This window comes from Micromonospora sp. MGP-C2 (assembly GCF_057766525.1).
The window spans coordinates 1,149,789-1,176,584 of the sequence record NZ_JBYMEN010000002.1; the positions used below are offsets into that span (position 1 = coordinate 1,149,789).

General features: G+C 72.2%; 26 protein-coding genes. 8 read left to right on the plus strand and 18 right to left on the minus strand.

The features are described 5' to 3' along the window. Positions 1 to 5 precede the first annotated feature (5 nt). The 6 genes from AC3CF1_RS04990 to AC3CF1_RS05015 form a co-directional block, all read right to left on the minus strand. The gene (locus AC3CF1_RS04990; RefSeq protein ID WP_488449666.1) at positions 6 to 1,157 is read right to left on the minus strand and encodes a dihydrodipicolinate synthase family protein; all 1,152 of its coding nucleotides are present in this window, start codon (positions 1,155 to 1,157) and stop codon (positions 6 to 8) included. Next, positions 1,154 to 2,305, minus strand: a complete 1,152-nt coding sequence (locus AC3CF1_RS04995; RefSeq protein ID WP_488449667.1) for a Gfo/Idh/MocA family protein — start codon at positions 2,303 to 2,305, stop codon at positions 1,154 to 1,156. The genes AC3CF1_RS04990 and AC3CF1_RS04995 overlap by 4 nt, the downstream gene beginning before the upstream one ends. A 38-nt stretch (positions 2,306 to 2,343) precedes the next feature. Beyond that, complete coding sequence (locus tag AC3CF1_RS05000; protein ID WP_488452042.1) at positions 2,344 to 3,099, minus strand: ABC transporter ATP-binding protein; 756 nt, start codon at positions 3,097 to 3,099, stop codon at positions 2,344 to 2,346. 43 nt (positions 3,100 to 3,142) lie between these two features. Then, the gene (locus tag AC3CF1_RS05005; RefSeq protein WP_488449668.1) at positions 3,143 to 4,147 is read right to left on the minus strand and encodes an ABC transporter substrate-binding protein; all 1,005 of its coding nucleotides are present in this window, start codon (positions 4,145 to 4,147) and stop codon (positions 3,143 to 3,145) included. Between the two features lie 23 nt (positions 4,148 to 4,170). Next, entirely contained in the window at positions 4,171 to 5,142 is a 972-nt protein-coding gene (locus tag AC3CF1_RS05010) for an ABC transporter permease (RefSeq protein ID WP_488449669.1), read from the minus strand. A gap of 165 nt (positions 5,143 to 5,307) precedes the next feature. Beyond that, complete coding sequence (locus AC3CF1_RS05015) at positions 5,308 to 6,024, minus strand: cupin domain-containing protein (RefSeq protein WP_488449670.1); 717 nt, start codon at positions 6,022 to 6,024, stop codon at positions 5,308 to 5,310. Positions 6,025 to 6,148: 124 nt separating this feature from the next. On the opposite strand from AC3CF1_RS05015, the gene AC3CF1_RS05020 reads away from it, so the two are divergent. Beyond that, on the plus strand, positions 6,149 to 7,222 hold the full coding sequence (locus tag AC3CF1_RS05020) for a LacI family DNA-binding transcriptional regulator (protein ID WP_328374276.1): 1,074 nt from the start codon (positions 6,149 to 6,151) through the stop codon (positions 7,220 to 7,222). Then, positions 7,219 to 8,232: a phosphotransferase family protein gene (locus tag AC3CF1_RS05025; protein ID WP_488449671.1), complete on the plus strand. Its 1,014-nt coding sequence runs from the start codon at positions 7,219 to 7,221 to the stop codon at positions 8,230 to 8,232. The genes AC3CF1_RS05020 and AC3CF1_RS05025 overlap by 4 nt, the downstream gene beginning before the upstream one ends. A gap of 51 nt (positions 8,233 to 8,283) precedes the next feature. Here the strand turns inward: AC3CF1_RS05025 and AC3CF1_RS05030 are convergent, their stop codons facing one another. Next, positions 8,284 to 8,946, minus strand: coding sequence for a fasciclin domain-containing protein (locus AC3CF1_RS05030; RefSeq protein WP_488449672.1), 663 nt, complete (start codon positions 8,944 to 8,946; stop codon positions 8,284 to 8,286). Positions 8,947 to 9,078: 132 nt separating this feature from the next. On the opposite strand from AC3CF1_RS05030, the gene AC3CF1_RS05035 reads away from it, so the two are divergent. Beyond that, positions 9,079 to 9,564, plus strand: coding sequence for a GNAT family N-acetyltransferase (locus AC3CF1_RS05035; RefSeq protein ID WP_088948515.1), 486 nt, complete (start codon positions 9,079 to 9,081; stop codon positions 9,562 to 9,564). Between the two features lie 53 nt (positions 9,565 to 9,617). On the opposite strand, the gene AC3CF1_RS05040 is transcribed toward AC3CF1_RS05035, so the two are convergent. Together AC3CF1_RS05040 and AC3CF1_RS05045 are read right to left on the minus strand one after the other, a co-directional pair. Continuing rightward, entirely contained in the window at positions 9,618 to 10,907 is a 1,290-nt protein-coding gene (locus tag AC3CF1_RS05040; protein WP_488449673.1) for an MFS transporter, read from the minus strand. Between the two features lie 105 nt (positions 10,908 to 11,012). Beyond that, positions 11,013 to 11,573 (minus strand): NADPH-dependent FMN reductase, encoded by a 561-nt coding sequence (locus AC3CF1_RS05045; RefSeq protein WP_088948517.1) that lies wholly within the window; start codon positions 11,571 to 11,573, stop codon positions 11,013 to 11,015. Positions 11,574 to 11,711: 138 nt separating this feature from the next. Here AC3CF1_RS05045 and AC3CF1_RS05050 point away from each other — a divergent pair, with 138 nt between their 5' ends. Next, positions 11,712 to 12,185, plus strand: coding sequence for a MarR family winged helix-turn-helix transcriptional regulator (locus AC3CF1_RS05050; RefSeq protein ID WP_328374265.1), 474 nt, complete (start codon positions 11,712 to 11,714; stop codon positions 12,183 to 12,185). Between the two features lie 10 nt (positions 12,186 to 12,195). On the opposite strand, the gene AC3CF1_RS05055 is transcribed toward AC3CF1_RS05050, so the two are convergent. The 6 genes from AC3CF1_RS05055 to AC3CF1_RS05080 all read right to left on the minus strand — a co-directional run bounded on the left by AC3CF1_RS05055 (position 12,196) and on the right by AC3CF1_RS05080 (position 18,865). Further along, a complete protein-coding gene (locus AC3CF1_RS05055; RefSeq protein WP_488449674.1) occupies positions 12,196 to 14,040 on the minus strand; it encodes an IucA/IucC family protein in 1,845 nt (614 codons plus the stop codon). After that, on the minus strand, positions 14,037 to 14,627 hold the full coding sequence (locus AC3CF1_RS05060) for a GNAT family N-acetyltransferase (protein WP_328374261.1): 591 nt from the start codon (positions 14,625 to 14,627) through the stop codon (positions 14,037 to 14,039). Before AC3CF1_RS05060 ends, AC3CF1_RS05055 begins: the two co-directional genes overlap by 4 nt. Further along, positions 14,624 to 15,901 (minus strand): lysine N(6)-hydroxylase/L-ornithine N(5)-oxygenase family protein, encoded by a 1,278-nt coding sequence (locus tag AC3CF1_RS05065; protein WP_328384003.1) that lies wholly within the window; start codon positions 15,899 to 15,901, stop codon positions 14,624 to 14,626. Before AC3CF1_RS05065 ends, AC3CF1_RS05060 begins: the two co-directional genes overlap by 4 nt. A 62-nt stretch (positions 15,902 to 15,963) precedes the next feature. After that, a complete protein-coding gene (locus AC3CF1_RS05070) occupies positions 15,964 to 17,502 on the minus strand; it encodes a pyridoxal phosphate-dependent decarboxylase family protein (protein WP_488449675.1) in 1,539 nt (512 codons plus the stop codon). A 174-nt stretch (positions 17,503 to 17,676) separates the two neighbouring features. Continuing rightward, positions 17,677 to 17,829, minus strand: coding sequence for a hypothetical protein (locus tag AC3CF1_RS05075; protein ID WP_210923223.1), 153 nt, complete (start codon positions 17,827 to 17,829; stop codon positions 17,677 to 17,679). A gap of 4 nt (positions 17,830 to 17,833) precedes the next feature. After that, the gene (locus tag AC3CF1_RS05080) at positions 17,834 to 18,865 is read right to left on the minus strand and encodes an ABC transporter substrate-binding protein (protein WP_088948521.1); all 1,032 of its coding nucleotides are present in this window, start codon (positions 18,863 to 18,865) and stop codon (positions 17,834 to 17,836) included. Between the two features lie 236 nt (positions 18,866 to 19,101). Between AC3CF1_RS05080 and AC3CF1_RS05085 the strand changes: the two genes are divergently transcribed. Genes AC3CF1_RS05085 through AC3CF1_RS05100 form a run of 4 tightly spaced genes read left to right on the plus strand, consistent with a single transcriptional unit; the run spans position 19,102 to position 24,075 of the window. Further along, complete coding sequence (locus AC3CF1_RS05085) at positions 19,102 to 20,052, plus strand: FecCD family ABC transporter permease (protein WP_088948522.1); 951 nt, start codon at positions 19,102 to 19,104, stop codon at positions 20,050 to 20,052. After that, entirely contained in the window at positions 20,049 to 21,077 is a 1,029-nt protein-coding gene (locus AC3CF1_RS05090; protein ID WP_099854189.1) for a FecCD family ABC transporter permease, read from the plus strand. The genes AC3CF1_RS05085 and AC3CF1_RS05090 overlap by 4 nt, the downstream gene beginning before the upstream one ends. Before the next feature lie 29 nt (positions 21,078 to 21,106). Beyond that, complete coding sequence (locus tag AC3CF1_RS05095) at positions 21,107 to 21,931, plus strand: ABC transporter ATP-binding protein (protein ID WP_141909701.1); 825 nt, start codon at positions 21,107 to 21,109, stop codon at positions 21,929 to 21,931. After that, positions 21,928 to 24,075 (plus strand): penicillin acylase family protein, encoded by a 2,148-nt coding sequence (locus AC3CF1_RS05100; protein ID WP_488449676.1) that lies wholly within the window; start codon positions 21,928 to 21,930, stop codon positions 24,073 to 24,075. Before AC3CF1_RS05095 ends, AC3CF1_RS05100 begins: the two co-directional genes overlap by 4 nt. 33 nt (positions 24,076 to 24,108) lie before the next feature. On the opposite strand, the gene AC3CF1_RS05105 is transcribed toward AC3CF1_RS05100, so the two are convergent. The 3 genes from AC3CF1_RS05105 to AC3CF1_RS05115 form a co-directional block, all read right to left on the minus strand. After that, the gene (locus AC3CF1_RS05105; RefSeq protein ID WP_327644393.1) at positions 24,109 to 24,726 is read right to left on the minus strand and encodes a bifunctional 4-hydroxy-2-oxoglutarate aldolase/2-dehydro-3-deoxy-phosphogluconate aldolase; all 618 of its coding nucleotides are present in this window, start codon (positions 24,724 to 24,726) and stop codon (positions 24,109 to 24,111) included. A gap of 63 nt (positions 24,727 to 24,789) precedes the next feature. Then, a complete protein-coding gene (locus AC3CF1_RS05110) occupies positions 24,790 to 25,815 on the minus strand; it encodes a sugar kinase (protein WP_488449677.1) in 1,026 nt (341 codons plus the stop codon). An 85-nt stretch (positions 25,816 to 25,900) separates the two neighbouring features. Beyond that, on the minus strand, positions 25,901 to 26,764 hold the full coding sequence (locus AC3CF1_RS05115; RefSeq protein ID WP_488449678.1) for a S1 family peptidase: 864 nt from the start codon (positions 26,762 to 26,764) through the stop codon (positions 25,901 to 25,903). Positions 26,765 to 26,796: the final 32 nt, after the last annotated feature.

Genomic DNA, 26,796 nt, shown 5'->3' on the forward strand with positions numbered 1-26,796 from the left:
CGCGCTCACTGCTCCACCCCCGCCACCGTGAACAGCGCTCGGGCGCGGGAGGCGGCCAGGTCGGCGTCCGGCAACAACCCCGCCGCGTCGGCCAGGGTGAGCAGCGTGGCCAGATGTGCCGGGGATCGCCCGGACTGCGCGCCGCCGACCATGGTGAAGTGGTCCTGGTGCCCGGCAAGCCAGGCCAGGAAGACGATCCCTGTCTTGTAGTGCCAGGTCGGGGCCGCGAACAGGTGCCGGGCCAGCGGCACGGTCGGCGCGAAGATCTCGTCGTACGCCGCCAGGTCCCCCCGGTCCAGGGCGGCCAGCGCGGCGGCGGCGGCCGGTGTGATGGCCGCGAACACCCCGAGCAGCGCGTCCGAGTGCCCCACCTCATCGCCCCGGATCAGCTCCGGGTAGTGGAAGTCGTCACCGGTGTAGAGGCGTACCCCGGCGGGCAGTCTGCGACGCAGCGCGACCTCCCGGCCGGCGTCGAGCAGCGACACCTTGATGCCGTCCACCTTCGACTGGTGTGCCTTGATCAGCTCGACGACCGTGTCGGCGGCCAGGTCCAGGTCGACCGCACCCCAGTAGCCGGTCAACGCCGGGTCGAACATCGGGCCCAGCCAGTGCAGCACCACCGGCTCGTCGGCGGCGCTCAGCAGCTCGTCGTACACCCGGAGGTAGTCCTCCGGCCCGCGCGCCGCGGCGGCCAGGTGTCGGCTGCACATCAGCACCGGCCGGGCGCCGGCAGCGCGTACGTCGTCGAGCTGCCCCAGGTACGCGGCGGTGACCGCCGCCAGGGTGGCCGGGCCAGCGGGCAGCTGATCCGTGCCGACCCCCGCGACGATCAACCCGCCCGCCGCGCGGGCCTCGGCGGCACTGCGGCGGATCAGCTCCCGGGTCGCCGGGTAGTCCAGCCCCATCCCCCGCTGGGCGGTGTCCATCGCCTCGGCGACCCCCAGCCCGTACGACCACAGGTGCCGCCGGAAGGCGAGGGTGGTGTCCCAGTCCACCGTCGCCGGGGCGCCCGGCACGTTCTCCGCGGTCGGGTCGGCGACGACGTGCGCTGCCGCGTACGCGATCCGGCTGGTCGCCGGCCCGGCCGGACGGGCGAAGCCGCTCCCCCCGGCCAGCCGGTGCCGTCGCCCGCCCGGCAACACCACCTCGGCGGTCATGAGCGCAGCTCCGGCACCTCGATGCGACCACCCTCGCGGGCGGAGCGCAGCCCCAGCTCGGCGAGCTGCACACCGCGCGCGCCGGCCAGGAAGTCCCACCGGAACGGCTCACCGGCCACGACGTGCCGCAGGTACGCCTCCCACTGCACCTTGAAACCGTTGTCGAACTCCTCGTTGTCGGGCACCTCGACCCACTGGGCCCGGAAGTCCTCGGTGGCCGGCAGGTCCGGGTTCCACACCGGCTTCGGGGTGACCGCCCGGTGCTGCACCCGACAGTTGCGCAGGCCGGCGATGGCGCTGCCCTCGGTGCCGTCGACCTGGAACTCCACCAGCTCGTCGCGGTACACCCGCACGGCCCAGGACGAGTTGATCTGCGCGATGATGCCGCCGTCGAGTTCGAAGATCCCGTACGCGGCGTCGTCGGCGGTCGCCTGGTAGACCTGACCGGTCTCGTCGACCCGTTGTGGCACGTGGGTGGCGGTCACGCAGGACACGGCGGTGACCCGGCCGAACAGCTCCTCCAGCACGTAGTGCCAGTGCGGGAACATGTCGACCACGATGCCGCCGCCGTCCTCGGTCCGGTAGTTCCACGACGGACGCTGAGCGGGCTGCCAGTCGCCCTCGAAGACCCAGTAGCCGAACTCACCGCGCACCGAGAGGATCCGGCCGAAGAAGCCGCCGTCGATGAGGCGCTTGAGCTTGCGCAGGCCGGGCAGGAAGAGCTTGTCCTGCACGACACCGGTGCGTACGCCGGCCGCGTCCGCCGCCCGGGCCAGGTCGAGCGCGGCGGCGGTGTCCTCGGCCAGCGGCTTCTCCGTGTAGATGTGCTTGCCTGCCTCGATGGCCTGCCGGATCGCCTTCTCCCGCTGCTGGGTCACCTGGGCGTCGAAGTAGATCTCGACGTCGTCGCGGGCCAGCGCCGAGGTCAGGTCGGTGGTCCAGTCGGTCAGGCCGTGCCGCTCGGCGAGCTCCCGGAGTTTCGTCTCGTTGCGCCCGACCAGGACTGGTTCCGGCCAGATGGTCGTGCCGTCGGCCAGCGCCACGCCGCCGGATTCGCGGATGGCCAGCAGCGAGCGGACGAGGTGCTGGCGGTAGCCCATCCTTCCGGTCACTCCGTTGACGATGATGCCGATCGACCTGCGGGTCATGGTTTTCCTTCCGTCGTGCTGGTCGTGCCGATCCGCGCTCAGTGGTTGGCGGCCGCGCTGCCGAGCAACCCACGCAGGTCGGTGGCGAGGCGGTCGAAACGGCGGTCCGACATCACCTGCGCGTAGTCGCGGTGCGCCGGCAGCTCGACCGGAAAGGTGCGGATGATCCGGCCGGGCCGGGCGCTCATCACCACGACCCGGGTGCCGAGGAAGACCGCCTCGGCGATGGAGTGGGTGACCAGCACGACGGTGGTGTCGGTCTCCCGCCAGATCCGGTGCAGCTCGGCATTCATCTGCTCGCGGGTCAGCGCGTCCAGGGCGCCGAACGGCTCGTCCATCAGCAGCACCGGCGGGGAGTGCAGCAACGCACGGCAGAGCGCCACCCGCTGCTGCATGCCGCCCGACAACTCGTGCGGCAGGGCCTTCTCGAAGCCGGTCAGGCCGGTCATCTCGATCAGCTCGTCGGCCCGACGGGACGCCTGGGCCCGGTCCATGCCGCGCATCTCGGCCTGGAGCAGGATGTTGGCCCGCGCGCCGCGCCACTCCAGCAGCGCGGCCTTCTGGAAGACGAAACCGATCTCCTTCTGTGGGCCGCGTACCGGGCGCTGCAACAGCGACACCGCACCGCTGGTCGGCTTGACCAACCCCGCGACGATCTTCAGCAGGGTGGACTTGCCGCAGCCGGAGGGACCGACGATCGTCACGAACTCCCCGGGCTCGATGTCCAGTGAGACGTCGTCCAGCGCGGTGGTCTGCGACCGTCGGGAGGTGAACCGTACGGTCACCCCGGACATCCCGATTGCGGTGCCGGTGGCTGCCGGCGCGGCGGTCACGGCGTCACCCCTGCGCCGCGTACGAGGAGTCCCAGTACGCGTTGGGCGCGCCCGGGTCCTTCAGCTCCGCGTAACGGGACATCAGGTCGATGGTCTCGGTCCACTGGGCCTCGGTGTTCACTCCGGGCGGGCCTTCGGAGCCGAGCAGCGGCAGGTTGAGGGTGAGCTGCTTGGTGAGCACCTCGGGGGCGGGCTCGTTCTCGGCGAGGGCGACCATCGCGCTGACCGCTCCGGCCGGGTCACGTGCGGCGTCGGCCCAGGACTTCTGGGTGGCACGGACGAACTTGCGGGCCAGATCCGGGTCCTTCTGCAGGGTCTGGGTGTTGGCGATCAGCCCGGTGCCGAGCAGGTTCATGCCGTAGTCGGCGAAGAGCAGCACGTCGACCTTCTTGCCGGTCTTGCTCTCGATGGTCGGCGCCTGGTCGTGGAAGAAGCCCATGATGGCGTCGACCTTGCCCTCGGCCAGGGCGGCGATCTTGCCGGCGGCGTCCACGTTCACGACCTTGACCTCGTCCTTCTTGACGCCGTTCTTCTCCAGCCAGGCCGGGAATGTGGCGTAGAGGGCGTCGCCGGGCGTGCCGCCCACGGTCTTGCCCTTGAGGTCGGCCGGGGTCTTGATGTTCTCCTCGGTGAAGAACTCCACCGAGGACGGGCCCTTCTCCAGGTACGCGCCGAGGCTGCGCACCGGCATCCCACTGGCCACCGACTTGAGCAGCACCGGGCTGTCCGCCCAGCCGAAGTCGGTCTGCTTCTGGGCGACCTGCTTGACCGTGTTGCCCGAGCCGTTGCCGGGCAGGATCTTCAGGTCGATGCCCTCGGCGGAGTAGTAGCCCTTCTGCAGGCCGTAGTAGAACGGCGCGTGCTCGCCGTAGGGCACCCAATTGAGGGTGAGGGTGACCTGTTTGCTGCCGTCGGCGCCGGTCTTGCCGGCGGAGTCGTCCCCACCGCAGCCGGTGGCGGCGAGGAGCAGGGCTGCGGTGGCCAGGATGGTGGTGGCGGTGCGTTTCATCGGTGCCTCCGTGATGGGGTCGGTCAGGAGGTGGTGAGGGACACGCCGGCGCGGCGGCTGGCATGCCACGGGATGAGCAGTGCCTCGGCGATCTCGACCAGGACGAACAGGACGATGCCGATGGCGGACATCAGGATCAGGTCGGCGAACAGCAGCGGGGCGTCGAGGTTGCCGTTGGCCAGCAACAGGACGTAGCCGAGCCCTTCGCTGGCGCCCACGAACTCACCGACCACGGCGCCGACCACCGCGAGGGTGACGGCCACCTTCAGGCCGGCCATCAGGTGCGGCAACGCGTTCGGGAAGCGGATCTTGCGGAAGGTGCGCCACGGCCCCGCGCCCATCGTGGCGGCGAGGTCGAGCAGCTCCGGGTCGGTGGAGCGCAGCCCGGCCACGCCGGAGATGACCACCGGGAAGAACGCGATGAGCACCGCCAGGATGATCTTCGGGGTGAGGCCGAGGCCGAACCAGACCACCAGGAGTGGCGCGATGGCGATCTTCGGGATGACCTGTGCGAACAGGACGATCGGATAGAGCGCCTTGTCGAGGGTGCGGGAGTAGGCGATGGCCACTGCGGTGGCCAGACCCAGCGCGGCGGCCAGCACGAAGCCGAGCACCGTCTCGTAGAGGGTGACGAGGGTGTGTCGGGCCAGCTCGGACCACTGACCGGTCATCGTCTCCCAGACCTGGGCGGGTGTGGGCACCAGGTAGTTCGGGACGTACTCCTGCGCGGCCACGAACCACCACGCGGCGAAGACGACGGCGAGCACCAGCGCCGGACGCCAGAGCGAGTCGGCGAAGGCCGCCGCCCGGCGACCGAGCGTCGGTCGGGGTGGCCGGCCGCCGGTTCCGGGCGGTCGGCCAGCCACTGTGGACCGGCCCGGATCCTCGGCGGGTGTCGACGTTGCGGAGGCGAGCGAGGCCGCAGCCGCCGGATCACCGCCCGCCGCCTCGGCGGCGGCCTGCCGGCCCGCCGTGTCCAGAGAGTTCTCGGTCACGCGGAACCTCCTCGGGGCCCGGCACGGCACCCGTGGAGGGGGCCGTTCGGCGGATCAGGCAAACGCTTTCCTGGAGCGTAGGCGGCACCCTCACGCCGGGCAAGGCCTTTCCTCGATCTGTTTCCACCGATGCCTGGTGACCCACCGGCTGTCCCGAAGGGACGGTCAGACGGCCGCCGGGTAGGTGTCCAGCAGGCCGCACATGCCGAGCCGACCCCGCTCGACCGGCTCGTCCACCGCGTACACCCCGGCCTCGGCCAGGTGACGGGGGTCGCCTCGCTCCAGGGCGTCGAGCTGGCTGCCGGTGCTGGCGGCGGCCCGGCCCGCGCCGGCCTCCCATCGCTGCCGCCACCCCGCCAGCAGTGGCTGGCGCAGGGCGACCGCGGCGGCGTGGAAGGCAGCCAGCGCCGCCGGACCGCCGGACCGCAGCGCCTGGAAGCCGGTCACCGCGAGGTCACGTCGACGGTACGCGGCCCGCACGTCCGCGCCCGGCGCTCCCCCGTCGGGCAGCTCGGCCGCCGCGGCATACACGCCCGGATCGGCCAGCACGTCGGGAGGGAAGGTCAGCACCGCGTCGCCGGCCTCGGGCAGGCCGCTGTTCTGCATGAGCACCACGATGCCCAGCCCGCCGGTGTTGACCAGGCGGTGCACGGTGCCCGGCTCGAACCAGACCACCACCCCCGGCCGCAGGGCTGTCTCCCGGAAGCCGGCGGTCGTCAGGGTCTGCACCGCGCCCTGGCCGTCGGTCACCACGTACCCCTCGGTGCAGCACAGGTGCACGTGCGGCGTGCCGCCGACCAGGCCATCCGGGGCGACGGTGTCGTAGACACGCAGCCGAGAGAGCCCGACCCCGCCGGGCAGCGGGGCCGGCCCGTCAGGCATCGAAGCACTCGTCGGCGAAGCGATCGGACATGGCCGGGCCTCCCTGCGGGAAAGGGCTTTCTCTGCGGTACCGTGACGCTAGCCGGCACGGCGAAATGCCGTCAACAGACCAAGGGGGCGGGCCATGGCGACTCTGTCCGATGTGGCACGTCGCGCGGGCGTGTCCCCCGCCACCGCCTCCCGCGTCATCAACGGCAGCAGCAAGCCGGTCACCGACGAGCTGCGTGAGCGGGTGCTCGCCGCCGTCGCCGAGTTGCAGTACGTGCCGAACGCCCATGCCCAGCTGCTCGCCCGCTCGCACCGCAGCGCCGTGGGTGTGATCGTGCACGACGTCTCCGACCCGTACTTCGCCGAGATCACCCGTGGGCTGCAACGCGTCGCCACCGACCAGGGGCGGCTGCTGATGATCTGCAACAGCTACCGGGACCCGGACCGTGAGCTGGAGTACGTGGAGCTGCTGCGCGGTCACCAGGTGGCGGCACTGATCCTGGCCGGCTCCGGCTACCACGACGAGGCGTTCACCCGGCAGCTCAACGAGAAGCTCGCCGCGTACGAGGCCACCGGCGGGCGGGTGGCGGTGATCGGCCGGCACGAGCACTCCGGCGACGCGGTGATGCCGGACAACCGGACCGGCGGCTACCTCGCCGGGCGGGAGCTGTGCGGGCTGGGGCACCGGGCGATCGGGGTGGTCGCCGGCCCGCGGATCCTGACCACCACGACCGACCGGCTGGCCGGCCTCCGGCAGGCCCTCGCCGAGCAGGGCCGCGAGCTGCCGGAACGGCGCATCCGGTACGCGGAGTTCGACCGCGACGGCGGCGCGGAGGCCACTGCCCGACTGCTCGACGCCGACCCGGAGCTGACCGCGATCGTGGCGCTCAACGACTCGATGGCCATTGGCGCGCTCGCCGCCCTCCGCGCGCGCGGGCTGGCCGTGCCGCAGCAGATTTCCGTGGTGGGCTTCGACGACATGCCGATCGCCCGGGATGTGACCCCGGCGCTGACCACCGTGCGACTGCCGCTGGTCGACATGGGGGTGCGCGCGATGTCCCTGGTGCTGGGTGCCGGAGCGCCGGAACCACGGGTCGAGGTGCTGCCCGCCGAGCTGGTTCGCCGCGACACCGCCGGTCCCGCGCCGCGTTCCTCCCCCGCCACCGCCGCGTCGGCGCCGCGTGCCCGACGGGGTGACGCGGGGCCGTGACCGGAGCCAGCCCCACCCAGCGTGCCCTCCGGCCGGACGAGGTGGCGTACCTGCTCCGCGCGTCGCTCGGGTCGCACGTCCAGGTCAGGGACTCCGGTCCACTGGACGGCGGCGGGTACGCGACCGTCTGGTGGGCGTTGCTCGACGACGACCGCCGGGTGGTGCTGAAGCTGGCCCCGCCGACCGGGACGCCGCTGCTGCGCTACGAGCGCGGGCTCTGCGCGGCCGAGGCCCGCTACTTCCACCTCGTCGCCGACCGTGCGCCGCAGGTGCCGGTGCCCGAGGTGCTGCACCACGGCACCGACCCGGCGTACGGCGAGTGGTTGGTCACCGCGATGCTGCCCGGCCGGTCGCTGGTCGACCTGGCCGAGGGTGGTGTCGACGACGGCCCGGCGCGATACGACCTCGGGGTTGCCCTCGCCGCGTTGCACCAGGTCACCGGCGACCGGTTCGGGTACGACGACGACCGTCCCGGCGCGTCGACCTGGCGTGCCGCGTTCACGGCGATGCTCGATGCGTTGCTCGCCGACGCGACCGACTGGAACGTCCGGCTGCCGGTCACCCCGGAACGACTGCACGCGCTGGTGCAGCGGCACGCCGCCGTGCTGGACGAGGTGCGCCGGCCGGCGTTGCTGCACTTCGACTGCTGGGACGGCAACGTGCTGGCCGCGCCCGACCCGGACGGCCGGTGGCGGCTGCGTGGCCTGGTGGACGGCGAACGGTTCCTCTATGGCGATCCACTGCTGGACCTGGTCTCGCCACTGCTCTTCCGGCGTGTGGAGGAGGAACCGGAGCATCCCCTGCTGCGTGGCTACCAGGCCAACGCCGCCGAGCCGCTGCTGCTGGACGCCTCCGCGCGCCGCCGGTTGGGTCTCTACCGGCTGCACCTGTACCTGCTGATGACTGTGGAGATGCCCAGCCGCGGCATGACCGTTCGCACCCACGCTGGGCGGCATGCCCGGCTGGCAGGTCTGCTCGACGAGGAGCTCGCCGCGCTCGCCTCGGCCTGACGGCCGGCGCGGGTGGCGCCCGACGCGTGGTCGGACGCCACCCGCTCTCGGTCAGGGCAGGTCGATCGGGCGCAGCACCCGGTCCACCGAGTGCGCGATCTGCCGGTTGCCCTTGTTGACGTCGAAGGTGACGACGCGGGCGTCCCGGTCGTTGGTGTCGGCGTCGATCAGGCGCACCTGGCGGAAGAAGTACAGGTAGGTGCGCACGTCGACCTCGACGGTCGAGCCGAGCGCGGTGCTCAGGTCTGTGCCGTCGGCCCGGACCGCCGTCCTGCGATCGATGGTGGCGCCCGGGACCACGTGGTAGAGCAGCACCGATTCGACGGTGTCGATGCCCAGCCCGGCGACGGCGGAGAAGGCCGCGCTCTCGCTCGGCAGCTTCTTCGCCTCCGTGATCTCGCGTACCAACTGCTGGAAGGCCGCGTCGGTGGGGATGAACGCGGTCAGTGCGACAGTGCCGTCGGTGAGCACCTTGACCGGCGAGTTCGGCTTGGCCTCCAGCACGGCCAGCACGGCCGCGGTCAGCACGTCGAAGTCCCGCGAGTTGCGGTCGAAGCCGCTGGTGTCCTTCGTGAGCACAGCGGCGAGTGAGGTCGTGCCGAGCGGCTTGGCCTTGCCGGTCGCCTGAGCGGCCGGCACAGCGATGGCCGTGGTGGCCAGCGCGGTGGCCATGGCGCCCACCGCCATCCTGGCGGCGAGTCGTGCGATCTTCATCAGCGGGCCTTTCGTCGAAGCGTCGGATCCGTGACGTCTCGTCACGACCCATGCTTCGCACCGGGACCGCCACTCGGATGCACCCGGGGATAACCGATTGTCCGGGGCACGTCGCGGGCTTAACCTCCCCCGGTGCTGATTAGGGAGTTCGTCGACCAGGACTGGTCGCAGGTGTGGCCGATCATCGAGGGGGTGATCGGGGCACAGGAGACCTTCACCTACGACCCGGCGATGACCGCCGAGCAGTCGTACGGCATGTGGGTCGAGGTGGCACCAGGTCGGACGGTCGTGGCGGTCGACGGCGAGCGGGTGCTCGGCACCGCGAAGATGGGCACCAACCGGCCCGGGCCGGGCGCGCACGTGTCGACCGCGAGCTTCATGGTCGCCGCCGACGCGCGGGGCCGGGGCGTGGGCACCGCGCTGTGCCGCGATGCGCTGACCTGGGCCCGCGAGCAGGGGTACGCCGGCATGCAGTTCAACGCAGTGGCGGAGAGCAACCGGTCGGCGGTGGAGTTGTACCGGCGGGAGGGCTTCGCGGTGGTCGGCACGGTGCCGGGCGCGTTCCGCCATCCCGCCCTCGGCCGGGTCGGGCTGCACGTCATGTACCAGGAGTTCTGAGCGGCCGAGTCTCGCGGACGCCCGAACGCGGCTGGCGGATGGGGTGCGGCGTCTCACCCGCCGACCGTGCCGCCGGCCGGGGCGGCGCGGAGTCCCACCTGCGCAGCGGCTGGCTCGGAGCCGGCGCGGCGGACCGGGCTGAAGAGGCCACCAACGGCTACCAGCAGGCACCCCGCTCCGGCCGCGAGCGTGACGGCCGCGACGCCGAACCGGGCGGCGGCCCAGGTCAGCACGACTGCGCCAGCCGGACCGAGCGCGTAGTGCGTGCTCCAGAACGCCGACGTGACCCGGCCGAGCAGGTGGTCAGGGGTGATCTCCTGGCGCAGCGACATCGAGCAGATGCCGCCGACGCTGAGGCAGCACAGGTACACGGCGGTCAGCGCGGTGACAGCGGGCACGCTCGTCGCGATGCCGACGCCCGCCACCGCGAACCCGCAGACCGCGTGGGCGCCGATCCACGTCGCGCCGAATCCGCGCCGTCGACGCAGCGGGGCCACCAGCAGCGCACCGGCGACCGTGCCCAGCGCCGCCAGGCCGAGCACCGTGCCGACGGTGCCCTCGGAGCCGCCGAGGTCGTGGGTGACGTGGTAGATCAGCACGTCGACGAAGCCGTAGGTCAGGAAGATGAACACCGACAGCAGGATGGTCAGCGCGCGTAGGACGGGCTGTCGCCACAGGAACCGCGCCCCGGCCAGGAACTCGGCCAGCGGCCGCTCCCGGGTCACCGTCGCGGCGCCGTCGGCCGGTGCGGGCCGTAGTCGGATCATCCACAGTCCCGCCGCGGAGAGCGCGAAACTCGCCGCGTTGACGGCGATGGCGGTCGACGGGCCGAAGCGGGCCGACACCACGCCGGCGAGCAGCGGCCCGAGGACGGCCGCCGCCGCGTACGTCGCCTGCAATCGACCGTTGGCCTCGGTGAGCCGATCACGATCGACGAGGTTGCGGACCGCGGTGACGGCGGCGACCTGGAAGACCATGCCGGCGGCCTCGCAGATCGGCAGCACGACGAAGAGCAGCCACACCTGTGGGCCGGCCAGCCACGCCAGCGGCACCAGGCCGTAGAGCAACAGGCGGGTCAGGTCCGCCACGATCATCAGCGTGCGGCGGTCGTACCGGTCGACCAGCACCCCGCCGAAGATCCCGGCGGCGACGGACGCCGCGCCCGCGACGGCGGTGAGCAGGCCCATCTGCGCCACCGACCCGGTCGCCTGGAGCACCAGCAGCGGCACCGCCAGGTACGCGAACGAGTCGCCGGCCGCCGAGAGCGACTGCGCGACCCAGTACGTGCCGAAGGTGCGATCCCGCCACAGGGGAGGCCGGTCTGCGCCGGCAGGTCGGCTCATGCGGCCGAGGGTAGTACGCGTCGCCGATCCGGTTGGCCCGCACATGCGGGCACGGCGGCGGCCGCGGGAAGGATCCCGCGGCCGCCGCCGGAAAGCCCGAAACGGTCAGCCCTTGCGCAGCGGAGCGAGCGCGGAGCTCCAGGCGACCACCTGATCGAGCGTGGTGGTCAGCGCGTCCTGCTGGAACTGGTTGGGCTTGAAGGTGCTGAAGTTCTCGAAGTCGGTGAAGAGCGACAGCGCGACCTGCGAACGCACGTCGGCCATCTGGAGCTCACCGGAGATCAGACGCAGGTGCTCCACGGCACGCGCCCCGCCGACCGAGCCGTAGCTGACGAAGCCGACGGCCTTGTTGTTCCACTCGGCGTAGAGGAAGTCGATCGCGTTCTTCAGGGCGCCCGAGGTGGAGTGGTTGTATTCGGGGGTGACGATGATGAACCCGTCGTACGAGGCGATCGTCTCGGCCCAGCGCAGCGTGTGCGGCTGGGAGTACTGACCCATCGAGGGCGGGTACGCCTCGTCGAGGTGCGGCAGCTGGTAGTCGAGCAGGTCGATCAGCTCGTACTCCGCGTCGGAGCGCTGCTTGGCGATCTCCAGCACCCAGCGGGCGACGGCTTCCCCGTTACGCCCCGGACGGGTGCTTCCGAGGATGATCCCGATCCTGGTCATGTGTGGTGCCCTTCCAGAGGTCCTTGCCTGACGGCCAGAACGCTAACCGGTGCTTGATTGGTCAAGCAAATACTCTGGTTATGGTCGTAGTCACACGGAGAATAACCATTTGCTCAGTCAAACAAGTATGATATGAGGATGTCCAACCCCTCCGCGCCGACGCCGCAACCCCTCAACCCCGACGAGGAGGCCCTGGTCCGCGCTCTGGGCCAGGTGATGCACGTGTTGCCCCGTGCGATCGACGCAGACATGGTCGGTGACCGTCAGTTACCACTCACCGAGTACACCGCCCTGATGAACCTGTCGGAGGCACCGGACCGGCGGATGCGCATGCACGAGCTCGCGGCGCTGTGCCACCTCTCGCTCAGCGGCATGACCCGCACGATCATCCGGTTGGAGACGCAGGGCCTGGTCAAGCGGGAACGGTGCGAGGAGGACGCCCGCGGCTGGAACGCCGTCCTCACCGACGCCGGCTTCGCCCGCCTCGAGGAGTCCTGGCCCAGTCACCTGGCCGCCGTACGCCGCCGGTTCCTCCAGCACTTCGAGGGCTTCGACCTGACCGAGCTGGCCCGTGCGTTCCAGCGGGCCGGCACGGCGGAGCCGACCCGCTGAGAGTCCGTGGTCAGCGGGTCGGCGCGTGGGCCGCCAGCGGGTTGACGAGGGTGCCGACGAACTGGAGAGCCGCCGACGGGTCGGCCAGATCGATCATCTGCTGGTTGTTGCGGAGCTGGAGCCGGTTGAGGCAGGACAACGTGAACTCCGGGGCGAACAGGTCGTAGTGGCGGGCCCGCTCGGCCAGGTGCGGCACCCGGTCGAAGTAGTCGGCCGCGCAGGCCGCGACCGTACGCCAGAAGTCGTCCTCGGCGAGCACGTCGGCCTCGACCAGGACCGCGTTGAGGTGACGCAGGAAGCAGTCCACCACGTCGGTGAAGATGGTCAGCAGCTTGGTGTCGTCGGGCACGTCGACCCGGATCCGCTCCACCTCGGCGGGCAGCTCGACGTCGGCGCTCATCACCGCGATCTCCTCGGCGATGTCCTTGAAGATCACCCGCTCGACCGTGTCGTGCTCGTCGAGAACCAGGATGACGTTCTCGCCGTGCGGCATGAACGCCAGGTCGTGAGCGTAGAAACTGTGCAGCAGCGGGGTCAGGTAGGCGTCCAGGTAGCGACTCAGCCAGACCTCGGGCGCCAACCCGGACCGGGCGATCAGCGCCGCGGCCAGCGAGCCGCCGTCGTTGTCCACGTGCAGCAGCGCGGCCATGGTGGACAGTCGCTGCCCCGGCGCCAGGTCGGGCACCGGGCTCTCGCGCCACAGGGCGGCCAACATCTTCCGGTACGGGGAGGTGCGGTCGGTCGCCGCCTCGTACTGCCGGTGCCGGTAACCCACAGCGGCCCGTTCCCGGATCACGGTCAGGCCGGTGCCGGTCAGCACCTCGTCGTGCGCGATCAGGTCGGCCAGCCAGTCGTTGATCGCCGGGGTGGCCGCCATGTACGCGGCCGACAACCCCCGCATGAAGCCCATGTTCAGCACCGACAGCGCGGTCTTCACGTAGTGCCGGCTCGGCTCGCTCACGTTGAAGAAGGTGCGGATGGACTGCTGGGCGAGGTACGCGTCCGGCCCGGGGCCGAGGTGCACCAGCCGACGTTCGGCCAGCTCCCCGGCGAAGGTGACCGCCAGCTTGTTCCACCACTGCCACGGGTGCGCGGGGATCAGGTGGTAGTCGTCGAGGTCGAGGCCCAGGTCGGCCATCGTGGCCGCGAACCGGGCCCGGGTCTGCGCGTCCAGCTCGCTCTCGATCAGCGCGTCGTAGTCGAGGTCGGCGGCGCTGCTGAACGTCGAGTGGTCCCGGTGCGCGGCGAGCCACTCCAGGCGTACCGCCTCGGCGGTCTCCGGGGCGTAGCGGTGGTACTCGTCGACGCCGAAGCCGAGGCGGCCGTTGTTGGCCACGAAGCAGGGGTGACCCTCGGTCATCGACGTCTCGATGGTCTGGAAGTCCGCAGTGGCCAGCTCGGCGGCGCTGGGCGCGGCCTTGGCCAGCTTGTACGCGGTGCCCGCCAACGTCGAGGTGATCTCCTCCAGGTAGACCGGGAGCACCCGCGCGGAGAGCCCGAGGGTGCCGCGCAGCTCGACGATGAAATCCACCGCGTCGGGTGGCAGCGGCGTGCCGTCGCGGTGCCGGGTAATGCTGTCGGCGTCGATCTGCCAGTGCGCCAGGGCGAGCACCCGCGCGGCGAAGCGGTAGGTGACAGTGCCGTCGTCGCTGCGGACCTCGTAGAACTGCCGGTCGTCGGGGCCCGGCACGGGCTCCGGTGCGAGCAGTCGTTCGTGGGTGAACTCGGCGAGCGCCTTGCGGACCAGCAGCCGGTTGGCCCGGGCCCAGCGCTGCGGGGTGAGGTGCCCGACCGGGTCTCCGGAAGCGGCGTGCCCGGCGGCGGGCGTCTGGGTGGGAACGGCGGTGGCGGTCACGCCGGGGCTCCTTCGGTTCGGGCGGCGGCGGGGCGGTCAGCGGCCTGGAACTGGGCTCGGGTGCAGACGCTGAGCAGCGCGTCCTTCTCGGGCTTGGCGATCGGGCCGACGACCTCGAAGCCGACGGCGGCGTTCAGCGCGTGCACGGCCGTGTTGCGGACGTCCGGCTCGACCACGACCCGTCTGGTCGCGGGGTCGTCGAAGAGCCACGCCATGACGGTGCCGAGGACCGCCCGGGTGAAGCCGTGCACCGGAGTGCCGACGGGCGCGCAGAGGAAGTGCATGCCCACGTCACCGGGTTGGTGGTCGTAGAGGCCGGCCAGCTCGACGTGGGCCGGGTCGTAGCGCTCGGCGAGGAAGGCGGGACTCCCCCGCCACAGCCCGAGGTACGCGTCGTGGTGCGGGTGTTCGGCGATCCGCTGGTACTCCTCGGTCACCCGGGCCAGGTCGGCGTCCTGCATCAGCCAGAACGCCGCCTTCGGGTGGGTCACCCAGGTGTGCAGCAGCGCGGCGTCGGTGTCCAGATCGAGCGTACGCAGGGCGAACTCGCCGAGCCGATCGTCGGAGCGGGCGAAGACGACGCTCACGACGTCACCCCGAACTCCTGGAAGGTGATGCTCTTCTCGATCGGGTAGTACTCCCGGCCGAGCAGCTCACGGATGATCCAGGAGTTGCGGTAGGGGCCCATGCCCAGGTCCGGTGAGGTGATGCTGTGCGTGTGGGTGCCCGCGTTCTGCAGGAAGATGCCCCGCCCGCTGTGGTCGATGCTGTAGTTGCGGGCCACGTCGAACCGGCCGTGCCCGTCCCAGCGAATCCGGTCACGCACCGGCGCGAGGAACTCCGGCACCCGGTAGTGGTAGCCGGTCGCCAGCACCAACCCCTCGGTACGCACTGTGAAGTCCCGCTCCTGCTCCACCTGACGCAGTCCGAGCGTGTACACCCCGTCCTGGTGGTCGGCCCCGACCAGCTCGGTGTTGGTGAGCAGGCGGGTGTTCACCGGTCCGTCGACGGTGTGCGCGTACAGCAGGTCGAAGATCTCGTTGATCAGATCCGCGTTGATCCCCTTGAACAGGCTTTTCTGCTCGGTCTCCAGCCGGTAGCGGGTCGCCTCGGGCAGCGCGTGGAAGTAGTCCACGTAGTCCGGTGAGGTCATCTCCAGCGTCAGCTTGGTGTATTCGAGCGGGAAGAACCGCGGCGAACGGGTCACCCAGTTGAGCTGGTAGCCGTACCGGTCGATGTCACCGAGCAGGTCGTGGTAGATCTCAGCGGCGCTCTGCCCACTGCCCACCACCGTGATGCTGCGCTTGGTGCGCAGCGCCGCCCGGTGCTCCAGGTAACGGGAGTTGTGCACGGCGTCCCCGGGCAGCGCGGCGACGGCGTCGGGCAGGTACGGCGGGGTGCCGGTGCCGAGCACAAGGTGCCGGGCCGCGTACTCGACGGTCTCTCCGGTGCCGGTGCTGGCCCGCACCACGTACCGGTCGTCGGCGGAGTCGTACTCCACAGTGGTCACGGTCTGACCGAAGCGCACGTTCGGCAGCTTCGCCGCCGCCCACCGGCAGTACGCGTCGTACTCGCTGCGCAGCGGGTAGAAGCTCTCCCGGATGTAGAACGGGTAGAGCCGGCCGATCTCCTTGAGGTAGTTGAGGAAGGAGTACGGCGACGTCGGGTCGGCGAGGCTGACCAGGTCGGCGATGAACGGGGTCTGCAGCCGCGCCGACTCCAGCAGCATGCCGGGGTGCCAGGCGAGGCTCGGGCGGGCCTCCAGGAACACCCCGTCCAGCTCGTCGATCGGCGCGGTGAGGCAGGCCAGGCCCAGGTTGTACGGGCCCAGCCCGATGGCGATGAAGTCGTGGGTGGACATCCGGCCCTCCTGGCCCAGATTGGAGTTCATCGGCATCAGCCGACGTGGCAGATTGATCGGCATCAGCCGACGTGGCAGGTGAGGTCGGCGGTGACGTGGTCGTGCACGTACCGACCGGCGTGGGTGGCGATCAGGTCGAGGACGTAACCGACGTCTTCGACTGTGGTCGCCGGGTTGAGCAGGGTGAACTTCAAGAAGTGCCGGCCGTCGACCCGGGTCCCGGCGACCACGGCGAGGCCGGACGCCGCAAGGGCCTCCCGGGCGTGCAGGTTGGCCGCGTCGGCCAGGTCCCGGCCGGGGCCGGTGGGCAGGTAGCGGAAGACCACGGTGCTCAGTTCGGAGCGGGTCACCACCTCGAAGCGGGGGTCCTCGCTGACCAACTGCCAGGCGTCGGCGGCCCGGTCGACCACCTCGTCGAAGAGCGCGCCGAGCGCGTGCGGGCCCATCACCCGCAGTGTCAGCCAGAGCTTCAGCGCGTCGAAGCGGCGGGTGGTCTGCAGGCTCTTGTCGACCTGGTTGGGAATGCGCTGCTCCACCATGCGGGCCGGGTTGAGGTAGTCGGCGTGGTAGGTGGCGTGCCGCAGCACCCCCCGGTCGCGGACCAGCAGCGCGCTGGAGCTGACCGGCTGGAAGAACGACTTGTGGAAGTCCACTGTCACCGAGTCCGCCCGTTCGATGCCGTCGAGCAGGTGCCGGCGCGTCGGCGAGATCAGCAGACCGCAGCCGTACGCGGCGTCCACGTGCAGCCAGACATCGGTCGCCGCGCAGATCCCGGCGAGCTCCGTCAACGGGTCGATGGAGCCGAAGTCGGTGGTGCCGGCGGTGGCGACGACCGCCATCACCACCAGCCCGGCCTGCCGGCAGCGCTCGATCTCCTCGCGGACGGCGGACGCCCGGACCCGTCGCCGGGCGTCGGTGGGCACCGCGATCACGGCGTCCGGGGCGAGGCCGAGCAGCTTGGCCGACTTCTGCACGCTGAAGTGACCGGCCGCGGAGGTGAGCACCCGCAGTCGGGGCAGCAGCTCCGCGCGGGCCGCCGGGCCGACCGCGTCGACGCACGCCTCCTCGCGGGCCAGCAGCAGCGCCTGCAGGTTGGACTGGCTGCCGCCGCTGGTGAAGACGCCGTCCGCGCTGGGGCCGAGGCCGATCCGCTCGGCGGTCCAGTCGATCAGGCGCCGCTCGATGAGGGTCGCCCCGGCGCTCTGGTCCCAGGTGTCCAGGGACGAGTTCACGGCTGTGAGCACCGCCTCGCCGAGCAGCGCCGGGATGGCCACCGGGCAGTTGAGGTGGGCGAGGTAGCGGGGGTGGTGGAACCAGACGGCGTCGCGCAGGTAGACGTCCTCCAGCTCGTCCAGCGCGGCTCCGGCGTCGCCCAACGGCCGGTCCAGGTCCACCCGGTCGACCAGGGGGGCCAGCTCGGCAGGCGTGATCCCGGTGACGGGACGGTCCACGGTGGCCACCCGGCGGGCGACGCGGTCGACGCCGTCGGCGATCGCCCGCCGGTACTGCTCGACCGAGCCGTCGTGCAACAGTTGGGCCCGCGCGGCGGCGGGCGCCGGTGACGGCGCGGTGTTCTCGACGGGGTACGTCGGCACGGTCACTCGAAGTCCTTCCACGTTCTGGACGAGGGCAGCCGGAACCACCCCCGGCGCGGCGGTGCGCCTCGGGGTGGTGCTGCCTTTCTGATGGGTTCGCCACTCAGGCCGTGGCGCCGACCAGCGCCTCGGCGCGCAGGTCCTCCTCGGAGAGCCCACAGCGCCAGTAGCCGGCGAAGGTCACCCGCCGACGGTCGAAGCCGCGCTCGCCGTCAGGTCCGCACCGCCGAAGGTCACCCGCACCAGCGAGGCGCCGACCCGACGGGCCCGTACGACGTGCGCGGCGAAGAAGCGGTACTGGAGGGCGATCGGTTCGACGGTGCTCGTACTCATGGCGTCAGCTGACCTTCTTCGCGTTCCGGATGGCGGTGGCGAGGTTTTCCAGCAGCGGCGCGGAGCCGGCGTACGAGAAGCGGGGCACCGCGTCCCAGGCGGTGACCTGGTTGGCCTTGACCGCCGGCAGTTGCTGCCAGGTCGGCTTGGCGGTGAGGTCCTTGGGCTGGAGGGCAGTGCTGCGGTTGTCCAGCAGGATCAGGTCGGCCGGGAACTTGCCGGTGTTCTCCCAGCTCAGCGCCTCGAAGTAGTCGCCGGATTCGAGCTTGTTGGGCACCACGATGTCGACGCCCAGCTCGGCGAAGTACATCAGGTCGGTGCTGACCTTCGGGTTGGAGACGTAGAACAGGTCGGGGCTGCCGGAGCAGGCCATCACCTTGATGCCGGGGTTGGCCTTGACCGCCTGCCGGACCGCCTCGGCGGCGGCGTCGAAGCGGGTCTTCGCGTCGGTGACCTTCTTCGCGGACAGGTCCGCGCCGAGCGACTCGGCCAGCGCGGCGTAGCGCTCGATCGGCTTGGTCATCGGCACCCGGGCGGTGGTGATCGCCACACTGGGCGCGAGCGGGAGGATCTTGCTCTTGCTCTCGTCCGGCACGTACCAGAGGGCGTCCGGGTCGTACATGTGGGTGACCAGCAGCTCGGGGCGCAGCGCCGCGTACTTCTCCAGGCTGAACTCGCCCCACACGTTGCCGAGGATCTCGACGCTCTCGACGTTCAGGTCGCCAGCCTGGGGGTCGGCACTGCCGTCGGCCCGCTTGGTTTCACCGAACACTCCGACGAGCTGCTTGTCGAGACCGAAATCGATCAGTGCCGCCGCCACGCCGGTGAAGGCCACGACACGGGTTGGGCGGGCTGCGGCATCGACCTTCGTACCGCGGTCGTCGGTGAACGACCAAGGACCACTTCCGTTGCCGGCGGCGGGCTTCGCGGTGTCGTCCTTGCCGCAGGCGGCGAGCAGGGTGGCCAGCGTGGCGGCACCACCGGCGGCCAGCAGGCCACGGCGGGAGAGGCGACGTGCGGACAGGGCATCGGTCATGGTGTTGTCTTTCGATCAAGGGTCTGGCCGGGCTCGACCAGGGCAGCGGGGTTAGGTTAGCCTAACCTCGGTCATTGTCAACAGCGGTCCGCCGTGCCACCACAACTCCGGAGCCCACACTGGACGCCACAGCTACCGTCACCGAGGCGACACCGTCGGTGACGGACAGGAAATCGGCCGGGCCCCCGGCTCGGCGCGGCGCGCGGACGGCCCGCGCCGCCGGCCTGGTCGCCGCCGTGGCGCTGCTCGGGGTGATCGTGGTGCTCAGCATCGCGGTCGGAGCGAAATCCCTACCGCTCGCCGACGTCTGGTCCGGGTTGCTGCACCGCGACGCCACCGAGTACGCCGTGGTGCACCGGATGCGCCTGCCGCGTACCCTGCTCGGGTTGCTTGCCGGCGCCGCGCTCGGCGTGGCCGGCGCGGTCATGCAGGCCCTCACCCGCAACCCCCTCGCCGACCCCGGGCTGCTCGGCATCAACGCCGGCGCGTCCGCGGCCGTCGCCACCGCCGCCGCGTTCCTGGGTGTCACCGCCATCGGCGGGTACGTCTGGTTCGCGTTGTTCGGCGCGGCGGTGGTGACCGCACTCGTCTACGCCGTCGGCGGCGGGCGCGGCGCCACCCCGGCCCGCCTCGCGCTGGCCGGCGCGGCGCTCAACGCCACCCTCTACTCGTACGTGAGCGCCGTGATGCTGCTGGACACGGCCTCGCTGGACCGCCTGCGGTTCTGGACGGTCGGTTCGCTGGCCAGCGCGGACTCCGCGACGGTGACCCGGGTGCTGCCGTTCATCCTGGTCGGCCTCCTGGTCGCGCTCGGCGCCGCCCGACCGCTGAACGCCCTCGCGCTCGGCGACGACGCCGCACGGGCCCTGGGTGCCCGACCGGGGCTGATCCGCGCCGCCGTGATCGTGGCGGTCACGCTGCTCTGCGGCGCGGCGACCGCCGCCTGCGGCCCGATCGTCTTCGTCGGGCTGCTGGTGCCACACCTGGTACGCGCCCTGACCGGCCCGGACCTGCGCTGGCTGCTGCCGTACTGCGCGGTGCTCGCGCCTGCCCTGCTGCTCGGCGCGGACGTGCTCGGCCGGGTGCTGGGCCGGCCCGGAGAACTCCAGGTCGGCATGGTGACCGCCGTGCTGGGCGGCCCGCTCTTCCTGTGGCTGGTCACCCGCGCGAAGGTGGCCCACCCGTGACTGTTCTTCGTACGCCCGGTGGGTTGTCGGTGCGGTTCCGTCCCCGCGCGATGGCCATCGGTCTCGGTGCGGCAGTGCTCGCGGCCGGGTTGGGCCTGGTCGCCCTGGGCAGTGGCGACTATCCGATGGGCCCGACCGACGTGCTGCGCACCCTCGTGGGCGGCGGCACGCCGGCGGAGCAGTTCATCGTGCACGAGCTGCGACTGCCCCGACTGGTCACCGCCCTGCTGGTCGGGGCGGCGCTGTCGCTGGCCGGCACGGTGTTCCAGTCGCTGGTCCGTAACCCGCTGGGCAGCCCGGACATCCTCGGCTTCACCCAGGGCGCGTCGGCCGGCGCGCTGGTCGTGATCGTGCTCGGTGGCAGCAGCCTGGCGCTGGCCGGCGCCGCGGTCGTCGGTGGCCTCGCCACCGGCCTGGTGATCTACGCGCTCGCCTGGCGACGCGGGGTGCACGGGTTCCGGCTCATCCTGGTCGGCATCGGCATTTCCGCGATCCTGACCGGCGTCAACGGCTACCTGCTGACCCGGGCACCGCTGATGGATGCCGCGCGCGCGGTGCTCTGGCTCACCGGCAGCCTGGACGGGCGGGGCTGGGCCAACGCCGGGCCGCTGCTCGTCGTCCTGGTCGTGCTGGCGCCCGTGGTGCTCATCGGATGCGGCACGGCGCTGCGGATGATGGAGTTGGGTGACGACACGGCCAGTGCCCTGGGCGTGCCGGTGCGCCGGCTGCGCCTGGTGCTGCTCGCGGCGGCTGTGCTGCTGGTCTCGTTCGCGGCGGCCGCCGCCGGGCCGGTGTCGTTCGTGGCGCTGGTCGCGCCGCACGTGACGAAGCGGCTGACCCGGGCGCCCGGCCCGAATCTGCTGCCGTCGATGGCCGTCGGCGCGGCGCTGCTGGTCGGCGCCGACCTGGTGGCCCAGCGCGCGTTTCCCGGGCACCAGCTTCCGGTCGGTGTGGTGACCGGAGTGATCGGCGGCGGCTATCTGGTCTGGCTGCTGGCGATGGAACGCCGGGCGGGCCGGCTGTGAACACCCGCGACGCCCTCGAAGGAGCACCCATGCACCCCGGCAGTTCCCGGCTCGGCGGCACCGCGCTGACCCTCGCCTACGACCAACGCACCATCACCGAGAACCTGACCGTCGCGGTACCCGACAACTCGTTCACGGTGATCATCGGGCCGAACGCGTGCGGCAAGTCGACGCTGCTGCGCGCGCTGTCCCGGATGCTGCGCCCGAGCGCCGGCACCGTGCTGCTCGACGGGCGGGACATCCACGACCTGCCGGCCCGCAAGGTGGCCCGCACTCTCGGTCTGCTCCCCCAGTCGTCGATCGCGCCGGACGGGATCACCGCCGCCGAGTTGGTCGCCCGGGGTCGCTACCCCCACCAGGGGCTGCTGCGGCAGTGGTCGCGCGAGGACGAACGGGTGGTCGAGGAGTCGATGGCCGCGACCGGTGTCGACGACCTCGCCGACCGGTCGGTGGACGAGTTGTCCGGCGGGCAACGGCAGCGGGTGTGGATCGCCATGGCGCTGGCCCAGCAGACCCCGCTGCTGCTGCTCGACGAGCCAACCACGTACCTCGACATCGCCCACCAGATCGAGATCCTGGACCTCTGCGCCCGGTTGCACGAGGAGCAGGGGCGCACGCTGGTCGCGGTGCTGCACGATCTGAACCACGCGGCCCGCTACGCCACGCACCTGATCGCCATGCGCGACGGGCGCGTGGTGGCCGCCGGGGAACCGTCGTCGGTGGTCACCGCCGACCTGGTGGCGGAGGTGTTCGGGCTGCCCTGCCGGGTCATCGACGACCCGGAGACCGGCACCCCGCTGGTCGTGCCGGCGGCCCGGCGGCGCGCCACCACCCTCGCCCCGGAGCCGGCGTGAGCGAGCGCAGCGAGCGCGGCGGCGCCCGGCGTTTCCGTGACCCGTGGGGCGTGCCGCACCTGCGTGCCGGCGACCCGCTCGCGTTGGCGGCGGCGCAGGGCCGGGTGACCGCGTACGACCGGGCCTGGCAGATCGAGGTGGAACGGCACCGCGCCCAGGGCACCAGCGCCGCATTCCTCGGCGTCGACGCGCTCGACTGGGACCGGTTCGCCCGGCAGGTCCGGCTCGACGACACCGCACGCCGCTGCCATGCGGCGCTCGACCCGGCGACCGCCGAGTGGGTGAGCGCGTACGTGGCCGGGGTCAACGACGGTCTCGCCGCCGGGGCGGCCCGCGCGCCGGAGTTCGCCGCCACCGGGCTGACACCGGGCCGGTGGGAGCCGTGGACGCCGCTCGGGGTCTGGTTGGGCCACCACATCCTGTTCGCGGGCTTCCCCGGCAAGCTCTGGCGGGAGCACGTGGCGCAGCACCTCGGCCCGGAGGCGGTGGACGTGTTCGCCACCGACGGGCCGTCCGTCGCCGGCAGCAACGGTTGGCTGCTCGCCGCCGAACGCACCGGCACCGGCGCCGCGCTGCTCGCCGGGGATCCGCACCGGTTCTTTGAGGATCCGGGCGTCTACCAGCAGATCCGGCTGGCCTGCCCGGAGTACGACGTGGTCGGGCTGGCGGTGCCCGGTGTGCCGGGCATCGCGCACTTCGGGCACACCGGGGCGGTGGCCTGGGCGATCACCAACGCCATGGCCGACTACCAGGACCTGTACGCCGAGCGGCTGCGCCGGGACGGCGACCAGGTGCAGGCCCTCGGCCCGGACGGTTGGCGGCCCGCGCACTCCCACCTGGAGACGATCGAGGTGGCCGGGGCGGACCCGGTCGAGGTCGAGGTGGTGGAGACCGACCGAGGTCCGGTGATCGTCGGCGGGCCGGACGACGAGACGGCCATCAGCCTGCGCTACCCGCCCCGGGTCCGCGCGGAGCTGGGCTTCGCGACGCTGCCGGAGTTGCTGCGCGCCCGCACCGTGACCGATGTGGACGACGCGCTGCGGCACTGGGTGGAGCCGGTCAACGTGGTGCAGGCCGCGGACACCGCCGGAGGGCTGTTGCACCGGGTCGCCGGGGCGGTGCCGGTGCGGCATCCGGACAACGGTCGACGGGTGGTCCCCGGGTGGGACGCCGAGCACGCCTGGCAGGGCTGGTACGCGCCGATGCCACGGGCCACGGTGGTCGGCCGGGCAGTGATGGCCAACGAGCGAGGGTTGGCGGCACCGCTCGGGGTCGAGTTCGCCCCGCCGCACCGGGCGCACCGGATCGCCGAGCTGCTCGACGCCGGTCACGACTGGACGGCCGACGGGCTGGCCGAGGTGCACACCGACACGTACCTGGGCTCGGCCGAGCCCCTGCTGGCGGTGCTGGAAGGGCTGACCGGGCTCGACCCGGCCACCACCGCACTGCGTGAACGGCTGCGACGCTGGGACCGGCGGATGACCGCCGAAAGCACCGACGCGGCGCGGTTCGCCGTCCTGCGTGCCGCTGTCGTACGTCGGATCGCCGCCCATCCGGCGCTGGCCGCGTTGGCCGAGCCGCCCGCGTACCCGGAGGTGTTCGCGCCCTGGTTGGCGCTGACGCCGCGCGTCGGTTACGCGCTGGAGCACCTGCTCGGCGCGGCGCCGCTGCCCGGCGTGGACGTGGCAGCGCTGGTGCGTGCGGCGGCCGAGGAGGTCGCCGGCGCGGCGGAAGACCCGGTGCGCTGGGGCGATCTGCACCGGCTGGCGGCGTGGCGGGCGTTGCCCGACCCGGACCCCGGGCCGGGCCCCCGACTCGACGGCGATCACGACTGTGTGCTGGCCACCTCCAGCGTGCCCGGGGTCACCCACTGGTGCTTCCGGGGGCCGACGGCGCGCTTCGTCTGGGACCTCGCCCGACGAGAGGACAGCCGTTGGGTGGTCCCGCTGGGCACCTGTGGGGTGCCCGGCGACGCACACCACGACGACCAGAGTGCCGCCTGGCTGTCCGGGGAGCTGCTGCCGGTGATCACCGAATGGGATCAGCTCGCCGAGGAGCGGGACGCCCACGATCGGAACGCGGACCGGCCGCCGCCCGGAATGCGCCAGGCAGCGGCCGATCTCGGTGGCGTCAGCGCAGGCTGAACACTGCCATGGCGCGAACCCGCCATCGCCGGCTCACCTCGCGGGCACGCCGAGGGTGGTCAGCTCGGCCAACCGGTCCAGCTGCTCCGGGTCGGACAGGGCGGAACCGACCGCCACCACCCGTACGCCGGCTTGCAGGAACGCGCCGGCGTTGCCCGCGTCCAGGCCGCCGGTCGCGACGAACCGCAGCTGCGGCAGCGGACCGGCGACGGCCTTGAACCAGGCGGGCCCGAGAGAGATCGCGGGAAACGCCTTGAGCCAGGTGAGGCCGTGCCGCAGCGCCTGCTGGGCCTCGGTGGGGGTGGCCACACCGGGCAGGTGCGGGAGGCCACGCGCGGCGGCGGCGTCGGCGACCGCGAGGTCCAGGCCGGGCGCGACGGTGAAGGCGGCACCCGCGTCGGCTGAGGCGGCGACCTGCTCGACGTCGAGCACGGTGCCCGCGCCGACGATCCGCCCGCGCTCGGTGCCCGCCTGGACGGCGGCGCGCAGAGCCGGCACCGCCTCGGGGGTGGCCACCGGAACCTCCACCACGTCGATGCCGAGGTCCCAGGCCCGCTCAGCGAGCCGCACCGTCTCGGCGACCGGCAGGCCGCGCAGGATGGCCATCACCCGGGCGCCGCCGAAGATGTGGTCGAAATCCGCTGTGGTCATGGTCCACTCCATCCGAGATCGCGATGAGTCTGTTGGCTGCTGGCCCGATCGGAAACCGACCACTCAGAACCGCGCTGGCGCGCCGGTCAGATCGAGCGGCGACCAGGCCTCGTCGGGGGCGGCGAGCAGCCTCTCGAACCAGGCCCACGGCGGGACCGGGGCGTTGTCGCCGCTGCTGGTCAACGCCTGCGCCGCGACCAGGTGGCCGAGGCGCAACCGCCGCACGGGATCCAGGTCGCGCAGCAGCCCGGCCAGGTAGCCGGCGGCGAAGGCGTCGCCGGCGCCGACCGGCTCCACCACGGCCACCCGGGGAGCGGGCACGAAGACCGGCTCGGCGTCACGGCACATCGCTGTGGCACCGACCGCGCCGTCCTTGACCACCAGCGTCTCCGGGTCGGGCAACAACCGGCGCACGGCCAGCGGGTCGGTGGTGCCCCACAAGGTTTCCGCCTCGTCCTGGCCCACGAAGACCAGGTCGCAGCGGTTGGCGAGGCCACGCAGCACCGGCGCGGCCTGCTCGGCGGGCCACAGCCGGGACCGGTGGTTGACGTCGAAGCTGACCAGCGACCCCGCCAGCGGGCGGGCGGTCACCGCGTGCTCGACCAACGCCCGGCAGGACGCGGAGAGCGCCGGGGTGATGCCGGACAGGTGCAGCACACGGGCGCCGGCCAGCCTCGGGTCGGCCAGCGTCTCCGGGGCCATCCGGGAGGCCGCCGACCCGGCCCGGTAGTAGTGCACGGCGGTGCCCTCCGGGCCCGGGTCCTTGACGTACAGGCCGGTGGGGGCGGCCGGGTCCACGACGACCTGGTCGACCCGGACGCCGGCGGCGGCGACGTGCCGGACGACGGCCCGGCCGAAGGGGTCGTCGCCGACCCGGCTCACCCAGGTCGCCCGGTGCCCCAGTCGGGCCAGGTAACCGGCCACGTTGGACTCCGCGCCGCCCACCGAGACGGCGACCCGTTCGGCGTGCTCCAGCGGCTCACCCGGCGCGGGGCAGAGCACCACCATCGTCTCGCCGACCGCGACCACCTCGACCGGCGCAAGGCCGCCCGGGACGGACGCCAGGTCAACTCGGTGGTCGGTCGGCATGGGCGCACACGTCCTCGCGGCGGGAGTCCTGGGCGCCGCCGAGCCTATGGTGTCCCGCGTGAGCCGGGCAACCCGGTGCCGAGGGTCAGGGCAACGTCAGCCCGTACGCGGCCAGCACCTCCGCGATCGGCTGGTAGTAGGTGGTGCCGCCGGAGGTGCAGTTGCCGCTGCCGCCGGAGAGGATGCCGAGGATGGCACCGGTGGAGGCCACGTAGAGCGGTCCGCCGCTGTCCCCCGGCTCGGCGCAGATGTTGGTGCGGATCAGGCCGTAGATCACCCCGTTGGAGTAGTTGACGGTCTGGTTCAGACCGGTGACGGTGCCGCACCGCACCCCGGTGGTCACACCGCTGCGACACACCGCCTGACCGACGTACGCGTTGCCGGGACCGTTGATGGGCAGCAGTCCGGGGTAGGTGTAGACCGCGCTCGGATGCGCGATCCGGCCGGTGTAGCGGATCAGCCCGTAGTCGTTGCCGGGGAAGCTGGTGGCGGTGCGGGTGCCCAGCACTGTGGTCTGGGCGCTGTCGGCGTACCAGGTGCTGGCGGTGGTGGTGCAGTGCCCGGCGGTGATGACGTAGTAGGTGCTGCCGCTGCGCACGTTGGCGCCGAGCGAGCAGCGACCGCCGCCACCGCCGTAGATGCCCTGCCCGGCGGCGATCAGGGTGCGCAGGGTTCCGGGTTCGCGGCGCAGCAGCGCGCCGGCCCGGTCGGCCGTCGCCCGCAGCGCCGTCAACTCGGCGGTGGTCACGGTGTCGTCGACGGTGAGGGTCATCCGGCCGGTGGCGGGGTCGACGCCCCAGGCGGTGCCGGCGGTGCGTACCCCGGCCAACACGGCCGCCGGATCGGCGGCGGGCGCGGCGGCCCGGTCGGGGACGGCGGCCTGCGCCGCGCCGGGTGCGACGAGCAGGAGGACGGTCAGGACGAGGGCGACGAGCGGGGAGCGGCGCATCCAGGCCTCCGCAGAGATCGAGATAGATGGAT